This is a genomic window from Pseudomonas sp. N-1-13 (assembly GCF_057787095.1).
The window spans coordinates 4,230,104-4,253,014 of record NZ_JBYNRI010000001.1 but is presented as its reverse complement, the minus strand read 5'-3'; the positions used below and the strand labels follow the sequence as shown (position 1 = coordinate 4,253,014).

Here is a 22,911-nt window from a genome sequence, read left to right as displayed (position 1 = left end):
AGTAAAAGATGAGGCTGTTTCGCAAAGTCAGGGACTCAGTGAGTCGACATCAAAGAGGCCGCGCCCGCACCGCCAAAGAGTCCTGCGCTGATGCGGTTGAACCAACTCTGGCCTTTACCCGTTCGCAGATATCGCGCCGCGCCGTGGGCGCCGAGGCCGTAAGCCAGCTTGCAGAGCAGGTCAAGAACGGTCCAGGTGGCGATCATGATCAGCAGTTGCGGCAGGAACGGTTGTTCGGCGCTCAAGAACTGCGGCAGGAAAGCGGCGAAGAACAGAATGTCCTTGGGGTTGCTGGCACCCAGCACGAATGCCCGGCCGAACAGGGCGCGAAAGCGCGGGATGGCGGCGGCCTGGGGCACTTCGGCACCCTGGGACGGCTGGCGCGATTGCTGCCAGCTCTGCCAGGCCAGGTAAAACAGATACAACGCGCCGACCATCTTCAGGGCGCTGAACAGTTGCTCTGACGCCAACAACAGTGCGCCGAGGCCCAGCGCCGATGCGCTCAGCAGGCAAATCGAGGCGATCACGCCACCCAGAAACGCCGGATACGAACGGCGCAGGCCATAGTTCAGGCTGTTGCCGATCATCAGCAACGACAGTGGGCCGGGGATGAGGATCACCACCAGAGCGGCGCCGCTGAACAACAGCCAGGTTTCCAGATTCATTGCTTTGCTCCTGATGCAAGAACGCCTCACCCGACGGGGTGAGGCTGATGAATAATCCCGTGCCTACAAGAAGATGAACTTGGCGATGAAGATCGCGCAGAGCACCCACAGACTGACAGAAATTTCCTTGTGTTTACCCGTGCCGGCCTTAAGCACCACATAGGTGATGAAGCCCAGCGCAATACCGTCGGCGACCGAAAAGGTCAGGGGCATCATGATGGCCGTGACGATGGCCGGGATGCTGTCGGTCGCTTCGTCCCATTCGATGTGGGCCATGCCCCCCATCATCAGCATGGCGACATAGATCAAGGCCCCCGCGGTAGCGTAGGCGGGGATCATCCCGGCCAGGGGTGCGAAGAACATCGCGGCAATAAATAGCACACCAACCGTCACGGCGGTAAGTCCTGTACGGCCACCCGCCGCGACACCGGCGGCGCTTTCCACATAGCTGGTCACCGGCGGCACGCCGACCATGGCGCCGAACACGCTGGAGGCGCTGTCGGCTTTCAGGGCCTTGGACAGATTCTCGATCTTGCCATCAGGTTTGACCAGCCCGGCACGCTGGGCAACGCCCATCAGAGTGCCGGCGGTGTCGAACATGTGCACGAACAGGAACGCCAGCACTACGCTGATCATGCTGACGTTGAATACGCCGACCACATCCATCGCCATCCAGGTGGGCGCCAGGCTCGGAGGCGTCGACATGACCCCGTTGTATTGCACCAGTCCCAGGCCCCAACCGGCCAGGGTCACGGCGATGATGCTGATCAGGATCGCGCCGAACACGCGGTGATAGCTGAGCACGGCGATCATCAGGAAACACACCGCAGCCAGTAACGGGCCGGGCTCGTGCAGGGAGCCGAGCTTGATCAGGGTAGCGGGGCTGTCCACGACGATGCCGGCGGTCTTCAGGCCGATCAGTCCGAGGAACAACCCGACTCCCGCACCCATGGCATAACGCAGGCTCACCGGAATGCTGTTGAGCAGCCACTCACGCACCCGCGACAGGGTCAGGAACATGAACAGCACCCCGGAAACAAACACCGCGCCCAATGCGGTTTCCCAGTTGTAGCCCATGGTGCCGACCACGGTGTAGGTGAAAAACGCGTTCAGGCCCATGCCCGGTGCCAGGCCCACCGGCCAGTTGGCGTACAGGCCCATCAACAGGCAACCCAGGGCGGCGGCGATGCAGGTCGCGACGAATGCGGCGCCGTGATCGATGCCGGCGTCGGCCATGATGTTGGGGTTGACGAAAATGATGTAGGCCATGGTGATGAAGGTCGTCAGACCGGCAATCAGCTCGGTCTTCACCGTGGTGCCATGCAAGCTGAGTTTGAAGATGCGCTCCAGCCAGCCAGTGCGTAGTGGCGGCGAGAGGTCCAGCGTCCGGGCTTCGGGTTTGCGGCTTTCCACAGCGAGTACTCCTCAAGAGTTTTATTGTTATTTCCAGCACGCCCGCCCCCTGAGGGTGGCGGCGTTGCTTTGAGGCAGGTAAGGCCGGCGAGGTTTTTTGACCTTATGGTCAAGAACTCGCACGAAGCGAATTATGCTTTTGTATACAAATAAAGCAAATAATGTTTTCTATGTTGTCGACGAAAAGTCTGGGAGGTAGGGATATATCGACTGTGAAGACGCCATCGCGAGCAGGCTCGCTCCCACAGGGGAGCTGCGTCGTTCACAAAATTTGTGCGCATGGGGGATCCATTGTGGGAGCGAGCCTGCTCGCGATGGCGCCGGTTCTGACGCTACAAATCCCTCAGCTCGCCGAACCCTTGCCCAATCCCAGGTTCACCGCCAACCACCCATCCACCGCCTCCTCCCCAGCCTCGGCAAACACCCGCTCGAGCAGTTTCACCTGCTCGCGACGCAACGCCTGTTCGAAGCGCTCGCCCTCGGCCGTCAGTTCCAGCAGCCGCTTACGCTTGTCGGTCTCGGACGCGACGCTGTTCACCAAATGCATTTCCATCAGCTGCCGCAACGGCATGTTCAACGCCTGTTTGCTCACGCCGAGCAGCGTCAGCAATTCCTTCACGCTCAGGGATGGGTAACGGGCGATAAAAAAAACGATGCGCTGATGCACCCGGCTCAGCCCGCGACGCTCAAGCATTTCATCGGCCTTGGCGGTAAACGCCTGGTAACCGAAGAAGAACGCTTCCATGGCCATTTGCTGGGAGGCCGGGTTTTTAAGGTCAAGCATGTTGACGTATCCAGAGAGGTCGGAGTAATTTCGGTCAACTAGTTTGACTCATTTTTCCAGTGACCCGCTACAGGTGACCCCCATGGCTTTTTCCGAACGTGTCTCGCGCCTCAAAAGTTCTTTGATTCGAGAAATCCTCGCCGCCGCGCAGCGTCCTGAAGTGATGTCGTTCGCCGGTGGCCTGCCGGCCGAAGCCATGCTGCCGAAAGTCGAATGGGCGGCCATGCCGGTGTCCATGGGCCAATACGGCATGAGCGAAGGTGAACCGGCCTTGCGCGAAGCCCTGGCGGCACAGGCGCGGTCATTGGGCCTGGCGTGTGAAGCCAGTCAGGTGCTGGTGGTCAGCGGCTCCCAGCAAACCCTCGACCTGGCGGCCAAGCTGCACATCGATGTCGGCACTCAAGTCATGCTGGAAGCGCCGACCTACCTGGCCGCGTTGCAGATTTTCCAGCTGTTTGGCGCCGACTGCATCACGGTGCCCCTGGAGGCCGATGGGCCTGATCTGAAACAGTTGCGAGCCCGGCTGGAACAGCATCGACCCGCGTTCATCTACCTGATTCCCACCTTCCAGAACCCTTCGGCGGTGCGCTACAGCGAGACCAAGCGCGATGCCGTGGCGGCGCTGCTGGATGAGTTTGGCGTGACCCTGGTGGAAGACGAGCCCTACCGCGAGCTGACCTTCGACGGCGGCAGCGCCACGCCGATTGTCAGTCGCTTGAAGAAAGCCAGCTGGATCTACACCGGCACTGTGTCGAAAACCCTATTGCCCGGGCTACGTGTGGGTTACCTGATCGCCAGCCCGGATCTGTTCCCACACCTGCTGCGGCTCAAGCAGTCGGCGGACCTGCACACCAATCGCATCGGTCAGTGGCAGGCATTGCAATGGATCGGCACCGAGCAGTACCAAAGCCATTTGAGCGAGTTGAGGGATTTTTACCGGGATCGTCGGGACCGGTTCCAGGCGGCGCTGCAAACACATTTTTCCGATATCGCGCATTGGAACGTGCCTCAGGGCGGGCTGTTTTTCTGGCTGACCCTCAAGCAACCGCTGGACACCCGCACCTTGCTCGACGCCGCGCTGGCTGCCGACGTCGCGTTCATGCCGGGAGAGCCGTTCTTTCCCGAGCCGGACAAGCATCCGGGGCACCTGCGGTTGAACTTCAGCCACATCGACCCGGCGCGGCTGGATGAGGGGCTTAAGCGGTTGGAGGGGGTGGTGCGGGAGGCTTTGGCGGTAAAAGCAGCCTGACTTATGTGGTGACTGGACTGGCCCCATCGCGAGCAGGCTCGCTCCCACAGGGTTCAGAGTCGATCACAAAACCCAGTTATCCACAGTTCCATTGTGGGAGCGAGCCTGCTCGCGATAGGGCCCGCAAATACACCATAAAACTATCAGACTGCCGCAAACCGCTTATCCAGATAATCAATGATCACCTTGGACTCATACATCCAGGTGGTCTCGCCGTTCTCTTCGATGCGCAGGCACGGTACTTTGATCTTGCCGCCTTGCTCCAGCAGCGTCTGGCGATCCTGCTCGTTGTTTTTTGCATCCCGCAAGGCCACCGGCACGTTGAGGCGGTGCAGGGTGCGGCGGGTCTTCACGCAGAACGGGCAGGCGTGGAACTGATAGAGCGTCAGGCTGCGGGCGGCCTGATTGACTTGCGCCTGGGCTTCGGCCGGACGTTGCTTCTTGCCGGGGCGGGTGATGAAGTCGATGAAAATAATCAGCTGGCCCAGGCCAACTCGCAGCGCTTTGACGATCACGGTATTAAGCCTCACGACAGGGAAGAAGAGGGCGCGCAGCTTACCTGATTTTTCACGGGCGAAAAAAAACCGGCGATCAATGCCGGTTTTTTTCATGCGGGGGGTTACTTGATCAGGCTGAGGAACTCGCTGCGGGTCGCGGCGTTTTCGCGGAACTCGCCAAGCATCACCGAGGTGATCATCGAGGAGTTCTGCTTTTCCACACCGCGCATCATCATGCACATGTGCTTGGCTTCGATCACCACCGCCACGCCCAGGGCACCGGTCACCTGTTGGACCGCGTCGGCGATCTGGCGGCTGAGGTTTTCCTGGATCTGCAGGCGACGTGCGTACATGTCGACGATGCGTGCGACTTTCGAAAGCCCCAGCACCTTGCCACTCGGAATGTAGGCCACATGGGCCTTGCCGATGAAGGGCAGCAAATGGTGCTCGCACAGCGAGTACAACTCGATGTCCTTGACCAGCACCATTTCGCTGTTGTCGGAGCTGAACAAGGCACCGTTGGTGACTTCTTCGAGGGTCTGTTCGTAACCGCGGCAGAGGTACTGCATGGCCTTGGCAGCGCGCTTGGGCGTGTCGAGCAGGCCCTCGCGGGAAACGTCCTCGCCCAGTTGGCCGAGAATCGCGGTGTAATTCTGTTCCAGAGACATGAAACTACCTGTGGGATTTTACGCAAAGGGCAAGGGTACGGTGGCGGACACGGCGCTGCAAGCTCGGCAATCGGGTGCTACTCGTCGCGGCCTTCCATCATGGTGCGCTTGAGCATCACGTACACCGCCCCGGCGCCACCGTGTTTCGCCTGGCAGGAGGTGAAGCCCAGCACTTGCGGGTGCTGGCGCAGCCAGGTGTTGACGTGGCTCTTGATCATCGGCCGCTTGCCGTCCAGCCGCACGGCCTTGCCGTGGGTGACGCGCACGCAGCGGATTTCGAATTTGGTGGCTTCGGCCAGGAAGGCCCAGAGGGTTTCCCGGGCTTTTTCCACGGTCATGCCGTGCAGGTCGAGGCTGCCTTCGAAGGGAATCTGGCCAACCTTCAGCTTGCGCATCTGGCTTTCCTGAACGCCGTCGCGAGCCCACATCAGCTCGTCTTCAGGACCTACGTCGATCACGAACTGGTCGGACAAGCCATCCACGGTGGTGGCGTCGGTGCGCACCGTGGCGGCCTGGCGCAGCTTGGCGATTTGTGCGCGATCCGCCTTGGGTTTGCCGGTTTCGGCACGGTCGTGCTTGATCGGTTTAACACCCTGGATCGCACTTTTGAACAGGGAAAAGTCGTCGTCTTGCATGTCAGCCTCCGCGAAGGCCGGCCAGTTTACCCAACTCCTGCGGGATCCGGCGCGACAAAACGTCGGGCGGCGGGTCAGTCGTGCTTTTTCATCAAGTGAGGAGCCATGGCCAGCTCCAGGGATTGGCGGGCCCGACGGCGGCAAAGGCGCCACAGCCACACGCCCAACAGCAGTACCAGCAAGCCGATCACCAGAATGATCGTGGAGCCGAGCGGGGTTGCGTTCAACTCGCCCAGGGCGGGCGGGCGACCCAGCAGGCTGGCGGCGCCGGCCATCGACAGCAGTACACCGAGCGTTGCCAGGAGCGCCGCGAGCGCGGCACCGAAACGCAAGCGCCAGTTGCTCGGGCCTTTGGGCCGCAAGCGACGTGCGTCAAAACCATCGGATAACTTCATTCCGACCTTCCTCAATGGGTATCGGCCCTTCGACCGGAAGATGTTCGGGTTGTTCCTGACACTACGGCAATTGCGGCAAATGAGAGGCTTTTGCGGATAAGCGGCGCAACGGGCCGCTTATCGAAGGGGTGTCAGATGAAATCGCGGGTCAGGGCCAGGGTGGCGAAGTTGTCCGCCATGATCGCCATTTCGGTCTGGTGCACGTGTTCGGCGCTCAGGACTCCGCCCTTGTGCGGCAGATCGCGAGTGGCGCAGGCGTCTTCGACCAGGGTGCAACGAAAGCCCAGGTTCTTGGCGGCACGCACGGTGGTGCTGACGCTGGAATGGCTCATGAAACCACAAACGATCAGGTCCAGGGGGCCGAGGTCCTCCAGGCGCTTTTTCAGTTCGGTGCCGTGAAACGCGCTGGGCAGCAGTTTTTCCACCACGGTTTCGTCGCCCTGGGGTTCCAGGCCGCTAATGAACTCCCCGCGTTCGCCCTGTGGGTCGAACAGCCCGCCATGGGTGCCCAGGTGACGCACATGCACGATCGGCCGGCCGGCAGCACGGGCCGCGCCGAGCAATTGCTTGATGTTCGCGACCGCCGCATCCATGCCACTCAACGCCAGGGGGCCGGCGAGGTATTCTTTCTGGGCATCGATGATGATCAGCGTCGCTTGACTCAGATTGGCCGCTGCGTAACCGCGACCGCTGAGTTGAAACATCGTTTTTGGAACGGACATTCTGGGGCTCCTTCGAGTGGGGCTTTTGCGACATTCTCCTCTGGCTGAGCGGTTCTGTGAATCGCTTCCATCGCAAGGGCCGTCGTTGCTGGCCTACAGCCTTGTCAAGATGTCTGTCTTGTTCAATAGTCAGCGCGAAAAACGGATAAATCCTACATCTGCCCCGTCCTTTTTCGTGCGTGTTTGAGGTGTGTTTGAGGCGTGCTTTGGTGAGGGAGTGTTTGGCTGGTAGACTCGCCAGTCGTTTTTTCTGGAGTTTGCCGCCGTGATCACTTCCCGTCTCCGTACCCTGCGCGACCATATACGTTGGGCCGTCAGTCGTTTCCATGGAGAGGATCTGTTTTTCGGCCATGGCACCGACAATGCGTGGGATGAAGCCCGGCAACTGGTGTTGGGCGCGTTGCATCTGCCGTGGGAGATTGCCGATAGCTACCTGGACTGCCGTCTCGAAGATGAAGAGCTAGTCCATGTGCAACGCCTGCTGCGCCGACGCATCGCCGAACGCATCCCGGCGGCCTACCTGCTGGGTGAAGCCTGGTTCTGCGGAATGTCTTTCATCGTCGACGAGCGCGTGCTCATTCCACGCTCGCCCATTGGTGAACTGATCGAAAACCGTTTTGCGCCCTGGCTGGGTCAGGAGCCGGTACGGATTCTCGACCTCTGCACCGGTTCCGGCTGCATCGGCATCGCGTGTGCTTTCGAATTCCCGGAGGCGGAGGTGGTGCTGGCTGACCTGTCGTTCGAAGCGTTGGAAGTGGCCAACCAGAACATCGAGCGTCACGGCGTCGACGAGCGCGTGTTCACTGTCCAGGGGGATGGTTTCGAGGGCTTGCCGGGCCAGCGTTTCGACCTGATCGTGTCGAACCCGCCCTATGTCGATGCCGAAGATTTCGCCGACATGCCCCAGGAGTATCAGCACGAGCCGGAGCTGGGCCTGGCCTGTGGCGATGATGGCTTGAACCTGGTACGCCGGATGCTGGCCGAGGCCGCCGACCATCTGACCGAGAAGGGTTTGTTGATTGTCGAGGTGGGCAACAGCCAGGTCCACGTCGAGGCGTTGTATCCGGAAGTCGATTTTGCCTGGCTGGACTTCGAACGCGGCGGGCATGGTGTGTTCATGCTCAGCGCCGAACAGTGCCGTCAGCATCAGGCGTTGTTTGCTTCGCGGGTTTGACGACAATTGATCTGACGGAGCCGTCCTTGTGGCGAGGGGATTTATCCCCGCTGGGCTGCGTAGCAGTCCTGAACCCCGCCACCGCGATGTGTCAGGCAAATCGCATTCAGCTCTTTAAGGGCTGCTACGCAGCCCAGCGGGGATAAATCCCCTCGCCACAGGTTAAAGTTTTGTCAAACGCCCTGCGGCAGTAATCAACTACGCGTCGCAATCCAGATCAACAACCCGGCCTGGAACATGGCAAATGCCACCAGGCAGGTGATGGTGAAACGCAGGCCGTTGTCTTCGCGTTTGAACTTGGCGACCTTTTCTTCCTGCTGCTTGAGTTTGACTTCCTGCTCCGCCAGGTTCTGCTCGGCTTGCTGGAGCATCTGCGCGGCTTCGAGAATTTCCACGAACTGCAGTTTTTCGGTGTTCCAGTCCCCCAGCAGATTGCCAACCTGGGCTGGCTTGACGCTGCCTTTGAGGTGCTGGGCGTCGGCGTAGACCACTTCGAAACCATGGGCTTTCAGGAAGTGGTCGCGGCGCAGGCGGGTGTCTTCGTTCAGCGCGTCCTTGTTATTCAGGTCGCTGCCATCGACCCGGTAGCTCGACCAGCGCTTCTTGGCCCAGGTAATGCCCTGTGCGGCGAGGAAGCGGCCAATGCCACGGTTCAGCGGCTCGACCTGCAAGCTGTCCGGGGAAAAATACAGGCGTTTATCGACGTGGTCGGCCCAGACGTCCAGGTGATTCTGTTCCTTGCGCACCCGCTGGCCCGGCAACTGGATGCTCATGCGCAGCAAACTGCGCTCCTTGCTGTGGCGCTCGGCATAGCTGAATTCGACAAACCGCAGCGGCCGCGCACCCGTGGCACGGTCGGTCTTGAGCGGTGCCAGCCGGAGCATTTTATGGTGCTCGGCCTGCACATCCGCCCAAGGCAGCTCCGCCACTGGAGCGGCGGGCGTTTCGGCGGGGGTGTCGGGTGAAGTTTGAGTGTCAGTCATAACGGCAAAATCCTGTCCAGGCCGGCCCGTCGGCAGCCATGGCGCTGTCCGACACCGGTCTATCGGCCGTTTTTGCCAGGACTGGAGGGGAAAAACCGCTTATCGAGCGGGTAATGAGCTAATAAAACCCAGAATGTGTGTGCCCAGTTCGGCCGCCAGGGGCAGGTTTGGATTTTTGTAGGAGGCCAATTGCCGCTCCATGTCGTTGGGGACGATGCGCATGACATGGTTCATGCCCTTGATCAGCGCCAGCTCGGCGTTGGGTTTGGCGGCTTGCAACTGCCTGGCGTCATCGACGCTGACTTGAATGTCATGGCTGCCCTGGATAATCAACGCTGGCATCTTCAGCGCCGCGAAAGCCTGGGCCGGCGTCTGGCGGAACAGCGAGATCAGGTAGGGCTGCACGCTAGGGCGAAAGATGACCTGCAGTTGCGGCGGCACATTTGGGTCGAGCCGACCGGCCTTGAGGCTGTCCAGCAGCTCATTGGCGCGCACCATCAGGGGGGGAGGGAGGCGGCTGCTCAGTTGTTGACGCAGCACCTGGTCGATCGGCCGGGCACTGCCGGACAGCGAGATGACCGCAGCTGCATTGGCCTGGGGGGCGGCGAGACTGGCGATCAGTGCGCCTTCGCTATGACCCAACAGGATCAACGGACCCATTCGCGGATCGGCAGCCAGTTTGCGGCTCCAGGCCACGGCGTCGGCCACGTAGGCTTCGACGCTCAGGTTGCGTTCGTCCGGGGTCGCCGCAAGGCTGGCGGCCACCCCGCGTTTGTCATAGCGCACGCTGGCGATGTTGTGCTTGGCCAGCACCCAGGCCAGGCGCTTGAGGCTATCGTTGCGCCCGCCGTCGGGGTTGTTTCCGTCACGGTCGGTAGGACCCGACCCGGAAATGATCAGGACAACCGGCACCGGTGCGTCGGATTTGGGTAACAGCAGCGAGCCGAAAAGCTCGCCGTTGCCGGTGTCGAGGCTGATCGGTCGTTGCAGGACGGTGGCCTGGGCCAGGCTGGAAAGCAGGCCGGTCAACAGGGCAAGGCTCAAGGCAAGCAGTTTTAACATCATCACGCCATTAGTTACGAAGGTGCCGGTTGGACTAACAGGCATCGATAAGGTTCGAGGATGAACTCGTCGGGGAGCCTGCGTATACTGGCGCCCACTACGAATCCAAGGTTGAGTCTCTCAGCGTTTTTCACGGAGCACCCTGCATGTCCGGCAATACCTACGGCAAGCTGTTCACCGTTACCACCGCGGGCGAAAGCCATGGCCCGGCGTTGGTCGCCATTGTCGACGGCTGTCCGCCGGGCCTGGAGATTTCCCTGGACGATCTGCAGCGTGACCTGGACCGGCGCAAGCCGGGCACCAGCCGCCACACCACCCAGCGCCAGGAAGCCGATGAAGTCGAGATCCTCTCCGGCGTGTTCGAAGGACGCACCACCGGCTGCGCCATTGGCCTGCTGATCCGCAACACCGACCAGAAGTCCAAGGACTACTCGGCCATCAAGGATCTGTTCCGCCCGGCCCACGCCGACTACACCTACCACCATAAATACGGCGAGCGCGACTACCGTGGCGGCGGCCGCAGTTCGGCCCGGGAAACCGCCATGCGCGTGGCGGCCGGCGCGATTGCCAAGAAGTACCTGGCCAGCCAGGGCATCGTGATTCGTGGCTATATGAGCCAGTTGGGTCCCATCGAAATCCCGTTCAAGACCTGGGAGTCGGTGGAACAGAATGCCTTCTTCTGCCCCGACCCGGACAAGGTGCCGGCCCTTGAGGCCTACATGGACCAATTGCGTCGCGACCAGGATTCGGTCGGCGCGAAGATCACCGTGGTGGCCGAAGGTGTGATGCCGGGCCTGGGCGAGCCGATCTTCGACCGTCTCGACGCCGAACTGGCCCACGCGCTGATGAGCATCAACGCGGTGAAGGGTGTGGAAATCGGCGCCGGTTTCGCTTGTGTCGCCCAGCGTGGCACCGAGCACCGCGACGAACTGACCCCGCAAGGTTTCCTCAGCAACAATGCTGGCGGCATCCTCGGTGGCATTTCCTCGGGCCAGCCGATCGTGGCGCACCTGGCATTGAAGCCAACCTCCAGCATCACCACGCCGGGGCGCTCCATCGACATCCATGGCAATCCGGTGGACGTCATCACCAAGGGCCGTCATGACCCGTGCGTCGGCATCCGCGCCACGCCAATCGCCGAGGCGATGATGGCGATCGTGCTGATGGACCACCTGCTGCGTCATCGTGGCCAGAACGCCGATGTGCGAGTCAGCACCCCGGTGCTGGGCCAGCTTTGATGGCTGACCTGCCGACCGCCGTGGCCTGACGACCATGGCGGCTCTGCCGTACTGGCGGCTCTCCAGTTTCTATCTGTTCTATTTCGCGCTGCTCGGTTCGACGGCGCCGTTTTTGGCGTTGTATTTCGATCACCTGGGGTTCAACGCGGCGCGCATCGGCGAGCTGGTGGCGATCCCCATGCTGATGCGCTGTGTGGCACCGAATATCTGGGGCTGGCTTGGGGATTACACCGGTCAGCGCCTGGCGATCGTGCGTTTTGGCGCCATTTGCACGCTGCTGACGTTCTCGCTGATCTTCATCGACCAGAGCTACGCCTGGCTGGCGCTGGTCATGGCGCTGCACGCGTTCTTCTGGCACGCGGTGTTGCCGCAGTTCGAAGTCATTACCCTGGCCCACTTGAGCGGGCAAACTTCGCGCTACAGCCAGATCCGCCTGTGGGGCTCCATCGGCTTCATCATTACCGTGGTTGCGCTTGGCCGGCTGTTCGAATGGTTGAGCCTGGACATTTACCCGGTGGCGCTGGTGCTGATCATGGGCGGCATCGTGCTCGCCAGCTTCTGGGTCCCCAATGCCCAGCCGACACAGGGGCCGCGAGTCGCGGGGGAAGGTTTTCTGCGGCAATTGCGCAACCCTGGGGTGCTGGCGTTCTATGGGTGCGTGGGGCTGATGCAGGTCAGCCACGGGCCGTATTACACCTTTCTGACGCTGCACCTGGAAGGCCTAGGCTACAGCCGCGGGTTGATCGGTATGCTCTGGGCCATTGGCGTGGTCGCGGAAGTCTTGATCTTCCTGCTGATGAGCCGGATCCTGGCGCGGTTTTCCGTGCGTCGGGTGCTGCTGGTGAGTTTCCTGCTGGCGGCGTTGCGTTGGCTGCTGCTGGGCTCACTGGCCGAATTTCTCTGGGTCCTGTTGTTTGCCCAGGTGCTGCACGCGGCGACCTTCGGCAGTTTTCACGCCGCTGCCATCCATTTCGTGCAACGTAGCTTCGGCCCACGCCAGCAAGGCCAGGGCCAGGCGTTGTACGCCGCCCTGGCTGGCATGGGCGGGGCGTTGGGCGCGTTGTATTCCGGCTACAGCTGGAACGCCCTGGGTGCCAGTTGGACTTTCAGTATCGCCAGCCTCGCAGCCTTCGCTGCAGCCGTTATCATTGCCACACGTATGCAAGAGGACAGGCCATGAGCCTTACCCGTGAACAGCTCGCCCGGGAAATCATCGACGCCGGGCGTTTTTTGTATGGCCGCGGCTGGTCCCCGGCCACCAGCAGCAATTATTCGACCCGGCTTGCCCCTGACCAGGCCTTGCTCACCGTGTCCGGCAAGCACAAGGGGCAACTGGGCCTGGATGATGTGCTCGCCACCGACCTGGACGGCAACAGCCTGGAGCGCGGCAAGACACCCTCCGCCGAAACCCTGCTGCACACCCAGCTGTATCGCTGGCGCCCGGAGATCGGCGCGGTGCTGCACACCCATTCCGTGAATGCCACGGTGTTGTCGCGCCTGACCCACCAGGCTTTCATCGACTTTGAAGACTACGAACTGCAAAAAGCCTTCAGCGGTGTGTCGACCCACGAATCCTGTGTCCGCGTGCCGATTTTCGACAACGACCAAGACATCGCGCGCCTGGCCGGCCAGGTGCAGCCGTGGCTCGAGGCTCACCCCGATTGCGTCGGCTACCTGATTCGCGGGCATGGCCTGTATACCTGGGGGCCGAGCATGAACGATGCCCTGCGCCAGATCGAAGCGTTCGAGTTCCTGTTTGAGTGTGAGCTCAAGACCCGCGCACTCCTGAACCGTTAATTTGCTGGAGCCCTAACCATGAGCAGCCTGTCCGTCTATCACGTCTCAAGCCCCGACATTCCGAACAAGGTGCTGACCCATTTCGAAGACATCGCCGCGACCCTGGCCGATAAAGGTGTTCGCTTCGACCGCTGGGAAGCGGCAACGAAAATCCAGCCAGGCGCCGGCCAGGACGAAGTGATTGCCGCCTACAAGACCCAGATCGACCGGTTGATGACCGAGCGCGGCTACGTCACGGTCGACGTCATCAGCCTCAACAGCGATCACCCGCAAAAAGCCGAACTGCGGGCCAAATTCCTCGATGAACATCGCCATGCTGAAGACGAAGTACGATTTTTCGTCGCCGGTCGTGGCCTGTTTACCCTGCACATCGACGATTACGTCTACGCCGTACTGTGCGAAAAGAATGACCTGATCTCGGTGCCTGCGGGCACGCCGCACTGGTTCGACATGGGCGAGCATCCACATTTCGTTGCCATTCGCCTGTTCAACAACCCGGAAGGTTGGGTCGCGAAGTTCACTGGCGACGACATCGCCAGCCGTTTCCCGCGCCTGGAGGACTGAGCCTGTGTCGATCAAAGCCATTCTCACTGACATCGAGGGCACCACCAGTGCGGTGAGTTTCGTGTTCGATGTGTTGTTTCCCTATGCCGCCAGGCATCTTCCGGATTTCGTTCGTCAGCATGCCAACCGCGCCGACGTCGCCGAGCAATTGGCAGCGGTGCGGCAGGACAATGGTGAGCCGGGGGCTGACACCGAGCGCGTCATCGCGATTCTGCTGGAGTGGATCGCCGAAGACCGCAAGGCCACGCCGCTCAAGGCGTTGCAGGGCATGGTCTGGGAGCAGGGGTATCAGGCGGGGCAGTTGAAAGGGCACGTTTACCCGGACGCGGTGCAGGCACTGCAGCGCTGGCATCAGCAAGGTTTACGGCTGTTCGTTTATTCCTCGGGCTCGATCCAGGCACAGAAGCTGATTTTCGGCTGTTCCGAGGCTGGCGATCTGTCGCCGTTGTTCAGTGGTTATTTCGACACCACATCGGGACCCAAGCGGGAAGTCCAGTCCTACCAGCGCATCAGCGCGGCGGTGGGCGTAGCCCCGGAGGAGATTCTGTTTCTGTCGGACATCGTCCAGGAACTGGATGCGGCCCGTGATGCCGGCATGGCTACGTGCGGAGTGGCGCGCGAGGGCGGTGAGCTGCAAGGGCATGTCACGGTGGACAGTTTTGCCCGGATCGATCCTGCGCGTTTTTGATAGAGGAGTGTGGGAGCGAGCAAGCTCGCTCCCACAACACGATCAGGCGCTGTGATAGGTCGGCAGCGCAAAACGATGCTGGCTTTGCAGCATGGCGATCTGCGGCAACTCGCTGGCCTGTTCCGCCAGGTCGCGACGGATTGCGCTGATTGCCCAGGACAGTTGGTCCCCGGCGTGCAACTGGGCGTAGGAAATTGTGCGTTTAAACAGTTTGCCTTCGCTGTTGCGCAAGGTCAGCAGGATACCGCCATCCGGGCGGGCCTGAGTGGTCACTTCGTAGTTGGAGAAGAGGGACGCAAACTTTTCTTGAATCATGTTCATATTTGACTGCTCCATGGTGGTGGCAAACCGTGGAGAGGTAGTTGCAGTGTCTGTGCCAGCGTTGGGCTTGATTAAAAAACGTTATAAAACAATCAGTTAACAATTCCTCCTATTTTTGCTTTCGTGCAACTTGCATGAATGGCCATCGTGCATCCTGCATTTTGCGTGGTCGGCTGATCTTTTGTTGAACCAAATGGATTTCTGGCGCTCATGCTCCGCCTGTCCGGAACGGTGGATACAAAACATTGCAAAAACCGCATGTACAGCGCCGGAATCGCTGGCGTAATTTCGAGCGCAATTGAGCTCCAGCCCGACAACAAGAACCCAGACCCACGAGGTCGAACGGGAGTGACCATGAGTCGTACATCCAGCGACGCCATTACCTGGGGCAAGATGCTGCGCAAGCTACCCACTATTGCCAGAGCCATTCCCCGTATCGTCAAAGGCATGAAGCTCGCCAACGTCCAGGACCCGACCCAGCCTTGCGGCCTGGGCTGGTGTTTCGAACAGGCCACCCAGCGCAATCCCCAAGGGCCGGCGTTGTTGTGTGGCGACACGGTATTGAGTTACGCGCAGGCCAACGAACAGGCCAATCGCATCGCTCATTACCTGTTGGCACAGGGCATCGGCAAGGGCGACTGCGTGGCGATTTTCATCGAGAATCGGCCAGAGATGCTGGTGACGGTGCTGGCGGTGGCGAAGGTCGGTGCGGTCAGCGCCATGGTCAACACCTCGCAGACCGGGGACGCGCTGGTGCACAGCCTGGCGTTGGTCACGCCTATCGCGGTGGTGGTCGGGGCAGAACGGGTCGCGGCCTTCAACGACGTGCGAGCCCGCACCTCACTGTCCGGCCACCGAACCTGGTGGGTCGCCGACCAGGACAGCGCCGTCGTTCCTTCCGGTTTTGTCGATCTGATAAGTAGCAGCGCCAGCCATCCAGGTGACAACCCGGCCAGCAGTCAGCAGGTTTTTTTCAACAACCCATGTTTTTATCTCTACACCTCGGGCACTACCGGGCTGCCCAAGGCCGGGGTGTTTCGCCACGGGCGCTGGATGCGCACTTCCACCAGTTTCGGCCTGATCGCCCTGGACATGCAGCCCGCGGATGTCTTGTATTGCACGCTGCCGCTGTACCACGCCACGGGCCTGTGCGTGTGCTGGGGAGCGGCGATCTGCGGCGCCTCGGGGTTTGCGATCCGGCGCAAGTTCAGCGCCAGCCAGTTCTGGAGTGACGTTCGCCGTTACCGGGCCACCACCCTGGGCTATGTCGGTGAATTGTGTCGCTACCTGGTCGACCAGCCCGCCAGTGCCGAGGACCGGCGGCACGAGGTCCGGAAGATGATCGGCAACGGCTTGCGCCCCGGGGCATGGTCGGCCTTCAAGACGCGTTTTGGTGTCGACCATATCTGCGAGCTGTACGCGGCCAGCGACGGCAATATCGGCTTCACCAATGTGCTGAATTTCGACAATACCGTCGGATTTTCCCTGATGGGCTGGGAACTGGTGCAGTACGACCATGACAGCGGGGCGCCGTTGCGCAACCTGCAAGGCCGGATGCAGAAAGTACCCAAGGGCGAACCGGGCCTGCTGATGGCGCGCATTGACGACAAGGCGCCGCTGGACGGTTACACCGATCCGGCCAAGACCGAAAAAACCATCTTCAAGGACGTCTTCGTTCCTGGTGACCGTTACTTCAATACCGGTGACCTGCTGCGCAACATCGGCTTCGGCCATGGGCAGTTCGTTGATCGCCTCGGTGATACCTATCGCTGGAAGGGCGAGAACGTCTCCACCACGGAAGTTGAAAACGTATTGCTACAGCACGCGCAAATCGCCGAGGCGGTGGCTTATGGCGTCGAAATCAATGGCACCAATGGCCGCGCCGGCATGGCGGCGATTACTCCGTCCGAATCCCTGGCTACCCTGGATTTTGCTGAGCTGTTGCAATTTTTGCAGTGCAAGTTGCCGGCCTATGCGGTGCCGTTGTTCTTGCGCATCAAGGTAAAAATGGACACCACCGGCACCTTCAAATACCAGAAAAACCGCCTCAAGAGCGAAGCCTTCGACCCGTGCGCCACGGACGATGAGCCGGTCTACGCCTGGCTGCCCGGCACCGCGACCTACGTGCGGGTCGACCGGCAACTGGCGGCGCAGATTCAGCAGGGACAGTACCGTTATTGATTCTGACTATGCACGGTGCAGAGAAAAAAGGGATGACAGGCCTGGAGTCCCTCGGGAAACTAGCCGCTTTGCGAAGACTTAAGTGGAGTTTCCCATGTCCGATACAAGCCGCCAGATGACCCCGGAAGAGGCTGCGGAGTTTGCCGAACAGGTGTTCAATGTCGCACGCCAGGGTGACGCCGCCATGATGGCCGCCTTGCTGAGCAAAGGTCTGCCCCCCAACCTGCGCAATCACAAGGGTGACACCTTGCTGATGCTGGCCGCTTACCACGGGCATGTGGAGACGGTGAAGGTATTGCTGGAAAACAAGGCCGATCCGGAAATCCGCAATGACAATGGCCAGAGCCCGATTGCCGGTGCGGCGTTCAAGGGCGACCTGGCCGTGGTCACCGCGCTGGTAGACGGCGGGGCGCAGGTGGAAGGCTCGTCCTTCGATGGTCGCACCGCGTTGATGATGGCGGCGATGTTCAATCGTGTGGAGATCGTCGATTACCTGATCAGCAAAGGCGCCGACCCCAAGGCCAAGGATGCCAACGGCGTCTCGGCGCTGGATGCAGCCAGGACCATGGGCGCGGTGGATACCACGGCGCAGTTGGAGAAGTTGTTGGGTTGATCCCTATCTTTTGGGGCTGCTTTGCAGCCCAGCGGGGATAAATCCCCTCGCCACAAAAGCTCCCAGGCCACAGCTTTCTGACTCAATCAATGTGATGCGCTATCCTGCGCGCCCTCAAAACCCAATCGCCACAGGATTTTCCCCATGAAAGCCGCACTCGTCGAACTCATCAGCAAAATAAGCTCCGGCTGCCTGGGCGATGCGGACGTTGCGAAAATCGCTGACGAAGCGGCCCAGGCCTACGCCGACCCGGCGGCTTTTCTGGCGGCCAACCCGGACATCAACTACGACGACAGCTTCCCGATTCCACTGGGCGAGTGGGTGGTGGTGGGTAGCCTGCCGGACACCGTGTTGTTTCAGGCCGACACTTATGTAGAGCTGTTCGAACAAATCGTTGCCTCGTTCGGCCCCGGTGTGGCCTTCAACCTCAAGCCCAAGCAACTGGCGAAAACCGAAGCCCTGACGGCGCTCAATCGCATCCAGATCCAGATGAGCAGTCTGAACAAGGAAAACGGCGGTTATGTGCTGATGAATTTCAGCCAGTTGCTCGACGATGAACTGCAAATGGTTCTGGTGTATGGCAACGACGTGCCGCGCGTGCTGGAGCTGTGCGCCGAAGTCGGCATCGCCGCCGCGCCGGCTCTGGAAGCGCTCAAGGTTGCGATCCACGTCTGACGCAATAAAACGGAACCCTCGCCGGGCCCCCGCTATCCTAAGTGGGCATATCACCATCTGGGAGCGACACCATGGGTTCCACCTTCAATGGCCTGATTGGCCTGATCATCCTGGCGCTCGATATCTGGGCGATCATCAATGTGCTCAAGAGTGGCGCGGGAACGGGGGCAAAAGTCCTATGGGTGCTGTTGATCCTTCTGTTGCCGGTGCTGGGCCTGATCATCTGGGCGATTGCCGGGCCGCGAGGCAACGTGCGGATTTGACCGCTTTTTGATGTTGCCCGGCAGGCCTCGGCCGCCGGGCATTGCGACCCTGTCGCGACGGTATCAGGCCGTCGCCAGTGCGTGTTTTTTCGAGGTCTTCAGGAAACTCAGCAAGGCCAGCAGCGGGAAGCCGCTGCCGACGATCACCACCCATAACCAGCCGCCGTGCTCGTACACCGCGCTGGCAATCGATGAACCAAACGCGCCGCCGACGAAGATGCTGGTCATGTACAGCGCATTGAGACGACTGCGGCTTTTGGCATCGAGGGCATAGATGGTGCGCTGGCCCAGGACCATGTTCATCTGCACACAGAAATCCAGCACCACGCCCGTAACCGCCAGGCCGATGACGCTGTAGAGCGGATGGATGAAGGCTGGCAGAAAACTCAGGCTGGCCAACAGCATTGCCAGCAACGAAGCGATGCGGGTATGACCGGCATCCGCGAGGCGACCGGCAATGGGCGCGGCGATGGCGCCAATGGCACCGACCAGGGCGAACAGGGCGATTTCAGTTTGCGACAGGCCATGATTGCGCGACAGTTCCAGCGGCACGGCGGTCCAGAACAGGCTGAAGGTGGCGAACATGCAGGCCTGGTAAAAGGCTCGTTGGCGCAACAATGGCTGCTGGCGCAACAGGGTGCCGAGCGAGCCCAGCAGCTGGCCATAAGAGGCGCTGTGGTCGGGTTGGCGCTTTGGCACGGTCAATGCGAGGACGATGCTGATCGCCGCCATCAAGGCGGCGGCGATCATGAACATCGCCCGCCAGCCGAAGTGATCGGCCACCACGCTTGAGATCGGCCGCGCCAGCAGGATCCCCAGCAGCAGGCCGCCCATGATCCCGCCCACGACCCGCCCTCTGGACTCTTCCGGGGCCAAGTGCGCGGCCAGCGGGATCAGCACCTGCACCGACACCGAACTGAAACCCACCAGCAGCGAGACCAGCAGGAACACGTTCGGCTGGTCGGTGAACGCTGCCGCCAACAGACTGGCAATCGCCACAACGGTGGTGAGGATCATCAGGCGACGGTTTTCCAGCAGGTCCCCCAGTGGCACCAGGAAAAACAGGCCCAGGGCATAACCGATCTGAGTCAGCGAGACGATCAGGCTGGCCATGGTGCTGCTCAGGCCGACGTCGGGTGCGATCAGTTCGATGATGGGCTGGGCGTAGTAGATGTTGGCGACAATGGCGCCGCAGCAGAAGGCGAAGAGCAGGACCATGCCGCGAGTCAGGCTTGTACCGGCGGGCACGGAGGAGGGATGGGCACTCATGGCAATCTCATTAGTAGCTTGAAAAAGGATGGCGTGAGGCTAAAGAGTTAGCGGGCTCTGGAACAGGCTTTGTGGCTGATATCGGACATGCTTGCTATTGATGATGAAACAGGCCTGATCGTTCCCACGCAGAGCCTGGGAACGATCAAATGTGGATAGGACGTTATTGCCCGCTGTAGATCTGGTCGAAAACCCCACCGTCATTGAAGTGAGTCTTCTGCACCGTGCGCCAGTCGCCGAAGGTTTTTTCCACGGACAGGAAGTCCACTTTCGGGAAACGGTCGGTGTATTTGGCGAGTACCGCAGGGTCCCGTGGGCGCAGGTAGTTGGCGGCGGCGATTTCCTGGCCTTCGGGCGACCACAGGTACTTGAGGTAGGCCTCGGCGGCCTCGCGAGAACCTTTCTTCTCAACCACCTTATCGACCACGCTCACCGGTGGCTCAGCTTCGGCAGAAACGCTCGGGTAGATCACCTCGAACTGGTCGCGGCCAAATTCGCGGGCGATCATCTCGGCTTCGTTTTCAAAGGTCACCAGCACGTCGCCGATCTGGTTGGTCATGAAAGTGGTCGTCGCGGCACGGCCACCGGTATCCAGTACCGGCGCCTGCTTGAACAGTTTGCCGACGAAGGCTTTGGCCTTGTTCTCGTCACCGCCATTCTTGAGCACATACCCCCAGGCCGACAGGTAGGTGTAGCGACCGTTGCCGGAGGTCTTTGGGTTGGGCACGATCACCTGCACGCCGTCCTTGAGCAGGTCGGGCCAATCTTTCAGCGCTTTCGGGTTCCCCTTGCGCACGATGAACACGGTGGCCGAGGTGAACGGGGCACTGTTGTTCGGCAAGCGGGTGACCCAGTTTTCGGGCACCAGTTTGCCGTTATCCGCCAGGGCATTGATGTCGGTGGCCATATTCATGGTGATGACGTCAGCTGGCAGCCCGTCGATCACCGAGCGTGCCTGCTTGCTGGAACCGCCGAAAGACATCTGCACGATGATGTTTTCGTTGTGCTCGGCCTGCCAGTGTTTCTGGAAAGCCGTGTTGTAGTCCTTGTAGAAATCGCGCATCACGTCATAGGAAACGTTGAGCAGGGGCGGGGCGGCGTGGGCCAGGCTGCCAAAGGTCAGGCCAGCGGCGAGAAGGGAGGCACCAAAGAAGTTCTTCACTGCGAATTCCTTTTTATTTGAAAGGGGTTCCGGGCAATTAGCCGGCACACTAGCGGCAAGCCAATAGGCCATCAAGCATTAAAAAGTGCTTTGCTTATTCCAATTTCTTAAACAGCGCATTGCCGCAACGGGAGCAGAACGCAGCTCCATGATCGTGGTTGTTTTTGCTGCAGACCGGACAATCATGCTTGAGCTGGTCACCGCGCATGGCCGTGGCCAGCTCAGCGGTGAAAATGCCCGTCGGCACGGCGATGATCGAGTAACCGGTGATCATCACCAGGGACGAAACCACCTGGCCCAATGCCGTCTTGGGCACGATGTCGCCAAAGCCCACGGTGGTCAGTGTGACGATGGCCCAATAGATGCCCTTGGGAATGCTGGTGAAACCGTTCTCGGGGCCTTCAATGACGTACATCAAGGTGCCGAACACGGTCACCAGGGTCGAGACGCTGACCAGGAACACGATGATTTTCTGCTTGCTCCCCCGCAGCGCCGCCAGTAGGTAGTTGGCTTGCTTGAGGTAAGGGCTGAGCTTGAGCACGCGGAATATCCGCAGCATGCGAATGATGCGAACGATCAGCAGATACTGGGCGTCGCTGTAGTACAGCGCCAGGATCCCGGGCACGATCGCCAGCAAGTCCACCAGGCCGTAGAAGCTGAACGCATAGCGCAGGGGCTTGGGCGAGCAGTACAGGCGCAGGCCATATTCGACGATGAAGATGAAGGTGAACCCCCATTCGATGGCGGCCAGCAGGGAGGCGTAGTTCTGGTGCACGCTGTCGATGCTGTCGAGCATCACGATCACCAGGCTGGCGAGGATGATCAACAGCAGTGTGCTGTCGAAGCGCCGGCCGGCCACGGTGTCGGTCTGGAAAATGATCACGTAGAGGCGTTCACGCCAGTTGCTGCTATCCATAACCTTCGCCTGAACCAATAGTCAGCGAAGCCTAGGGTGATTGCCCCGCAAAGCGCAAGGCGCAGTGTCCCGACTGGCCTGTTGCCACACTCGGTGGGTGGCATGAACCAGCCAGCAGGCCAGGATGAAGGGCGCGGTCAGCGGCGCCAGACCGAGGGCAAGAAAGCCCGGTGTGAGCATGACCGCCAGCACAATACCCGCCAGCGGCAACCATCGCTGGCGGCGTTGTTGGCTGAGGGCCAGCGCCACCAGGGCCGGGTTATAACCGCCGAGCCCCGACAGGGCTTGGGTCGTGTCGTGATGCAGCAGGGAGAACCCCAGGCCTGCGGCTGAACCCAGCATCGCCCACCCGGCGGCGCGTGGATTGGCAATCAACAATCCCACAGCGATCAGCGCACCGGCGAATGGCTGGTCGAGAAACATGACCTGACCGAGTCCGCTCCAACAAGCGGCCAGCAAATTGGCCATCGTCAGTTCAACTGAAACGGGTGAGGGCTGTGCCGGGGCAAAACTCAGCAGCAACCAGCCCAGCGCCACGAACGGCGCGGTGTAGGCGGGCAGGCACTGAGGGCCACGGCTGCGCTTGAGCCATTGCTCGGTCAACATCGCGCTGAGGCCGCCGCTGGCAATAATCAATGGCGGCAACACGGCTGACCAGGGTAACGCGAGGCTCAATAGCAAGCCCAGCAGGATGCCGTTGTAACTGAACAGTCCGGCCTGTCGATCAACCTTGGCATAACCGCGTCGCTGGGCGGTGAGCAACCCGGCCACGCCGCCGAGCAACGCACCGCCAAACAAGGCGGGTGCGGTGAAGAGAATCGCCAGCAGGCACAGCAGACCGAACAGCGGATGACGCTGGAGGAAAATCTGGCTAAAGCCGTTGAGCAGGGCGGTGGCCCAGTCGGGGCAGTGGGTGTTGGGCATGGTGGGTATGTCTGATGGGACGGAGTTGCCCTTATCGCGAGCAAGCTCGCTCC

At 60.8% G+C, this 22,911-nt stretch carries 26 protein-coding genes; 11 read left to right on the top strand and 15 right to left on the bottom strand.

Features of this window, described 5'->3' with window-relative positions; translation table 11 throughout:
- Window positions 1-35: 35 nt before the first annotated feature.
- The 3 genes from AC3I65_RS19105 to AC3I65_RS19095 all read right to left on the bottom strand — a co-directional run bounded on the left by AC3I65_RS19105 (window position 36) and on the right by AC3I65_RS19095 (window position 2,862).
- Entirely contained in the window at window positions 36-665 is a 630-nt protein-coding gene (locus AC3I65_RS19105; RefSeq protein ID WP_047229631.1) for a LysE family translocator, read from the bottom strand.
- Window positions 666-728: 63 nt separating this feature from the next.
- Window positions 729-2,078 carry an NCS2 family permease gene (locus tag AC3I65_RS19100; protein ID WP_076383799.1) on the bottom strand — a complete coding sequence of 450 codons (1,350 nt, stop codon included), beginning with the start codon at window positions 2,076-2,078 and terminating at the stop codon, window positions 729-731.
- Between the two features lie 343 nt (window positions 2,079-2,421).
- A complete protein-coding gene (locus tag AC3I65_RS19095; RefSeq protein ID WP_160893128.1) occupies window positions 2,422-2,862 on the bottom strand; it encodes a MarR family winged helix-turn-helix transcriptional regulator in 441 nt (146 codons plus the stop codon).
- Between the two features lie 82 nt (window positions 2,863-2,944).
- On the opposite strand from AC3I65_RS19095, the gene AC3I65_RS19090 reads away from it, so the two are divergent.
- Window positions 2,945-4,111 (top strand): aminotransferase-like domain-containing protein, encoded by a 1,167-nt coding sequence (locus AC3I65_RS19090; RefSeq protein ID WP_488524074.1) that lies wholly within the window; start codon window positions 2,945-2,947, stop codon window positions 4,109-4,111.
- Window positions 4,112-4,254: 143 nt separating this feature from the next.
- Here the strand turns inward: AC3I65_RS19090 and AC3I65_RS19085 are convergent, their stop codons facing one another.
- The 5 genes from AC3I65_RS19085 to AC3I65_RS19065 form a co-directional block, all read right to left on the bottom strand.
- Window positions 4,255-4,626 (bottom strand): glutathione S-transferase N-terminal domain-containing protein, encoded by a 372-nt coding sequence (locus tag AC3I65_RS19085; protein WP_047229660.1) that lies wholly within the window; start codon window positions 4,624-4,626, stop codon window positions 4,255-4,257.
- A 104-nt stretch (window positions 4,627-4,730) separates the two neighbouring features.
- The gene (gene folE, locus AC3I65_RS19080; protein WP_003204506.1) at window positions 4,731-5,276 is read right to left on the bottom strand and encodes a GTP cyclohydrolase I FolE; all 546 of its coding nucleotides are present in this window, start codon (window positions 5,274-5,276) and stop codon (window positions 4,731-4,733) included.
- A 77-nt stretch (window positions 5,277-5,353) separates the two neighbouring features.
- Window positions 5,354-5,911, bottom strand: a complete 558-nt coding sequence (locus AC3I65_RS19075) for a Smr/MutS family protein (RefSeq protein WP_025214971.1) — start codon at window positions 5,909-5,911, stop codon at window positions 5,354-5,356.
- Window positions 5,912-5,985: 74 nt separating this feature from the next.
- Window positions 5,986-6,306, bottom strand: a complete 321-nt coding sequence (locus AC3I65_RS19070) for a hypothetical protein (protein WP_047229627.1) — start codon at window positions 6,304-6,306, stop codon at window positions 5,986-5,988.
- Between the two features lie 131 nt (window positions 6,307-6,437).
- Window positions 6,438-7,028, bottom strand: a complete 591-nt coding sequence (locus AC3I65_RS19065) for a cysteine hydrolase family protein (RefSeq protein ID WP_047229626.1) — start codon at window positions 7,026-7,028, stop codon at window positions 6,438-6,440.
- Between the two features lie 265 nt (window positions 7,029-7,293).
- Between AC3I65_RS19065 and prmB the strand changes: the two genes are divergently transcribed.
- Window positions 7,294-8,202, top strand: coding sequence for a 50S ribosomal protein L3 N(5)-glutamine methyltransferase (prmB, locus tag AC3I65_RS19060; protein ID WP_107321766.1), 909 nt, complete (start codon window positions 7,294-7,296; stop codon window positions 8,200-8,202).
- A 194-nt stretch (window positions 8,203-8,396) separates the two neighbouring features.
- Here prmB and AC3I65_RS19055 read toward each other — a convergent pair whose 3' ends face one another.
- Window positions 8,397-9,185, bottom strand: coding sequence for a hypothetical protein (locus AC3I65_RS19055; protein ID WP_047229624.1), 789 nt, complete (start codon window positions 9,183-9,185; stop codon window positions 8,397-8,399).
- Between the two features lie 99 nt (window positions 9,186-9,284).
- Complete coding sequence (locus tag AC3I65_RS19050) at window positions 9,285-10,250, bottom strand: alpha/beta hydrolase (RefSeq protein ID WP_488524325.1); 966 nt, start codon at window positions 10,248-10,250, stop codon at window positions 9,285-9,287.
- A 143-nt stretch (window positions 10,251-10,393) separates the two neighbouring features.
- Between AC3I65_RS19050 and aroC the strand changes: the two genes are divergently transcribed.
- From aroC to mtnC, 5 genes are read left to right on the top strand one after another with little or no spacing between them, the layout of a single operon-like run.
- Complete coding sequence (aroC, locus tag AC3I65_RS19045; protein ID WP_288913108.1) at window positions 10,394-11,485, top strand: chorismate synthase; 1,092 nt, start codon at window positions 10,394-10,396, stop codon at window positions 11,483-11,485.
- 34 nt (window positions 11,486-11,519) lie between these two features.
- Window positions 11,520-12,665 (top strand): MFS transporter, encoded by a 1,146-nt coding sequence (locus AC3I65_RS19040; RefSeq protein ID WP_047229622.1) that lies wholly within the window; start codon window positions 11,520-11,522, stop codon window positions 12,663-12,665.
- A complete protein-coding gene (locus tag AC3I65_RS19035) occupies window positions 12,662-13,282 on the top strand; it encodes a methylthioribulose 1-phosphate dehydratase (RefSeq protein WP_107321768.1) in 621 nt (206 codons plus the stop codon). The genes AC3I65_RS19040 and AC3I65_RS19035 overlap by 4 nt, the downstream gene beginning before the upstream one ends.
- 18 nt (window positions 13,283-13,300) lie before the next feature.
- Window positions 13,301-13,846, top strand: coding sequence for a 1,2-dihydroxy-3-keto-5-methylthiopentene dioxygenase (locus tag AC3I65_RS19030; protein WP_047229620.1), 546 nt, complete (start codon window positions 13,301-13,303; stop codon window positions 13,844-13,846).
- Between the two features lie 4 nt (window positions 13,847-13,850).
- Window positions 13,851-14,534, top strand: coding sequence for an acireductone synthase (gene mtnC, locus AC3I65_RS19025; RefSeq protein ID WP_488524073.1), 684 nt, complete (start codon window positions 13,851-13,853; stop codon window positions 14,532-14,534).
- 42 nt (window positions 14,535-14,576) lie between these two features.
- Here the strand turns inward: mtnC and AC3I65_RS19020 are convergent, their stop codons facing one another.
- On the bottom strand, window positions 14,577-14,855 hold the full coding sequence (locus AC3I65_RS19020; RefSeq protein ID WP_042732342.1) for a DUF3509 domain-containing protein: 279 nt from the start codon (window positions 14,853-14,855) through the stop codon (window positions 14,577-14,579).
- Between the two features lie 354 nt (window positions 14,856-15,209).
- On the opposite strand from AC3I65_RS19020, the gene AC3I65_RS19015 reads away from it, so the two are divergent.
- The 4 genes from AC3I65_RS19015 (at window position 15,210) to AC3I65_RS19000 (ending at window position 18,587) form a co-directional block, all read left to right on the top strand.
- A complete protein-coding gene (locus tag AC3I65_RS19015) occupies window positions 15,210-17,036 on the top strand; it encodes a long-chain-acyl-CoA synthetase (protein ID WP_488524072.1) in 1,827 nt (608 codons plus the stop codon).
- 94 nt (window positions 17,037-17,130) lie between these two features.
- Window positions 17,131-17,649: an ankyrin repeat domain-containing protein gene (locus AC3I65_RS19010; RefSeq protein ID WP_047229617.1), complete on the top strand. Its 519-nt coding sequence runs from the start codon at window positions 17,131-17,133 to the stop codon at window positions 17,647-17,649.
- A gap of 144 nt (window positions 17,650-17,793) precedes the next feature.
- Window positions 17,794-18,324 (top strand): hypothetical protein, encoded by a 531-nt coding sequence (locus AC3I65_RS19005; RefSeq protein ID WP_076383801.1) that lies wholly within the window; start codon window positions 17,794-17,796, stop codon window positions 18,322-18,324.
- A 71-nt stretch (window positions 18,325-18,395) separates the two neighbouring features.
- Window positions 18,396-18,587 carry a PLDc N-terminal domain-containing protein gene (locus AC3I65_RS19000; RefSeq protein ID WP_047229615.1) on the top strand — a complete coding sequence of 64 codons (192 nt, stop codon included), beginning with the start codon at window positions 18,396-18,398 and terminating at the stop codon, window positions 18,585-18,587.
- Window positions 18,588-18,650: 63 nt separating this feature from the next.
- Here AC3I65_RS19000 and AC3I65_RS18995 read toward each other — a convergent pair whose 3' ends face one another.
- The 4 genes from AC3I65_RS18995 to AC3I65_RS18980 form a co-directional block, all read right to left on the bottom strand.
- Window positions 18,651-19,856 carry an MFS transporter gene (locus AC3I65_RS18995; RefSeq protein ID WP_076383802.1) on the bottom strand — a complete coding sequence of 402 codons (1,206 nt, stop codon included), beginning with the start codon at window positions 19,854-19,856 and terminating at the stop codon, window positions 18,651-18,653.
- A gap of 163 nt (window positions 19,857-20,019) precedes the next feature.
- A complete protein-coding gene (locus AC3I65_RS18990; RefSeq protein WP_047229613.1) occupies window positions 20,020-21,018 on the bottom strand; it encodes a sulfate ABC transporter substrate-binding protein in 999 nt (332 codons plus the stop codon).
- A gap of 94 nt (window positions 21,019-21,112) precedes the next feature.
- Complete coding sequence (locus AC3I65_RS18985) at window positions 21,113-21,934, bottom strand: ion transporter (RefSeq protein ID WP_047229612.1); 822 nt, start codon at window positions 21,932-21,934, stop codon at window positions 21,113-21,115.
- Between the two features lie 21 nt (window positions 21,935-21,955).
- Window positions 21,956-22,858, bottom strand: coding sequence for an urea transporter (locus AC3I65_RS18980; RefSeq protein ID WP_448694182.1), 903 nt, complete (start codon window positions 22,856-22,858; stop codon window positions 21,956-21,958).
- Window positions 22,859-22,911 lie beyond the last annotated feature (53 nt).

Coding starts and splice junctions, on each gene's coding strand:
- AC3I65_RS19105 (WP_047229631.1), bottom strand. CDS start 665: ATGAATCTGGAAACCTGGCTGTTGTTCAGCGGCGCCGCTCTGGTGGTG.
- AC3I65_RS19095 (WP_160893128.1), bottom strand. CDS start 2,862: ATGCTTGACCTTAAAAACCCGGCCTCCCAGCAAATGGCCATGGAAGCG.
- AC3I65_RS19090 (WP_488524074.1), top strand. CDS start 2,945: ATGGCTTTTTCCGAACGTGTCTCGCGCCTCAAAAGTTCTTTGATTCGA.
- folE (WP_003204506.1), bottom strand. CDS start 5,276: ATGTCTCTGGAACAGAATTACACCGCGATTCTCGGCCAACTGGGCGAG.
- AC3I65_RS19075 (WP_025214971.1), bottom strand. CDS start 5,911: ATGCAAGACGACGACTTTTCCCTGTTCAAAAGTGCGATCCAGGGTGTT.
- AC3I65_RS19070 (WP_047229627.1), bottom strand. CDS start 6,306: ATGAAGTTATCCGATGGTTTTGACGCACGTCGCTTGCGGCCCAAAGGC.
- AC3I65_RS19065 (WP_047229626.1), bottom strand. CDS start 7,028: ATGTCCGTTCCAAAAACGATGTTTCAACTCAGCGGTCGCGGTTACGCA.
- AC3I65_RS19055 (WP_047229624.1), bottom strand. CDS start 9,185: ATGACTGACACTCAAACTTCACCCGACACCCCCGCCGAAACGCCCGCC.
- AC3I65_RS19050 (WP_488524325.1), bottom strand. CDS start 10,250: ATGATGTTAAAACTGCTTGCCTTGAGCCTTGCCCTGTTGACCGGCCTG.
- aroC (WP_288913108.1), top strand. CDS start 10,394: ATGTCCGGCAATACCTACGGCAAGCTGTTCACCGTTACCACCGCGGGC.
- AC3I65_RS19040 (WP_047229622.1), top strand. CDS start 11,520: ATGGCGGCTCTGCCGTACTGGCGGCTCTCCAGTTTCTATCTGTTCTAT.
- AC3I65_RS19035 (WP_107321768.1), top strand. CDS start 12,662: ATGAGCCTTACCCGTGAACAGCTCGCCCGGGAAATCATCGACGCCGGG.
- AC3I65_RS19030 (WP_047229620.1), top strand. CDS start 13,301: ATGAGCAGCCTGTCCGTCTATCACGTCTCAAGCCCCGACATTCCGAAC.
- AC3I65_RS19020 (WP_042732342.1), bottom strand. CDS start 14,855: ATGAACATGATTCAAGAAAAGTTTGCGTCCCTCTTCTCCAACTACGAA.
- AC3I65_RS19015 (WP_488524072.1), top strand. CDS start 15,210: ATGAGTCGTACATCCAGCGACGCCATTACCTGGGGCAAGATGCTGCGC.
- AC3I65_RS19010 (WP_047229617.1), top strand. CDS start 17,131: ATGTCCGATACAAGCCGCCAGATGACCCCGGAAGAGGCTGCGGAGTTT.
- AC3I65_RS19005 (WP_076383801.1), top strand. CDS start 17,794: ATGAAAGCCGCACTCGTCGAACTCATCAGCAAAATAAGCTCCGGCTGC.
- AC3I65_RS19000 (WP_047229615.1), top strand. CDS start 18,396: ATGGGTTCCACCTTCAATGGCCTGATTGGCCTGATCATCCTGGCGCTC.
- AC3I65_RS18995 (WP_076383802.1), bottom strand. CDS start 19,856: ATGAGTGCCCATCCCTCCTCCGTGCCCGCCGGTACAAGCCTGACTCGC.
- AC3I65_RS18985 (WP_047229612.1), bottom strand. CDS start 21,934: ATGGATAGCAGCAACTGGCGTGAACGCCTCTACGTGATCATTTTCCAG.
- AC3I65_RS18980 (WP_448694182.1), bottom strand. CDS start 22,858: ATGCCCAACACCCACTGCCCCGACTGGGCCACCGCCCTGCTCAACGGC.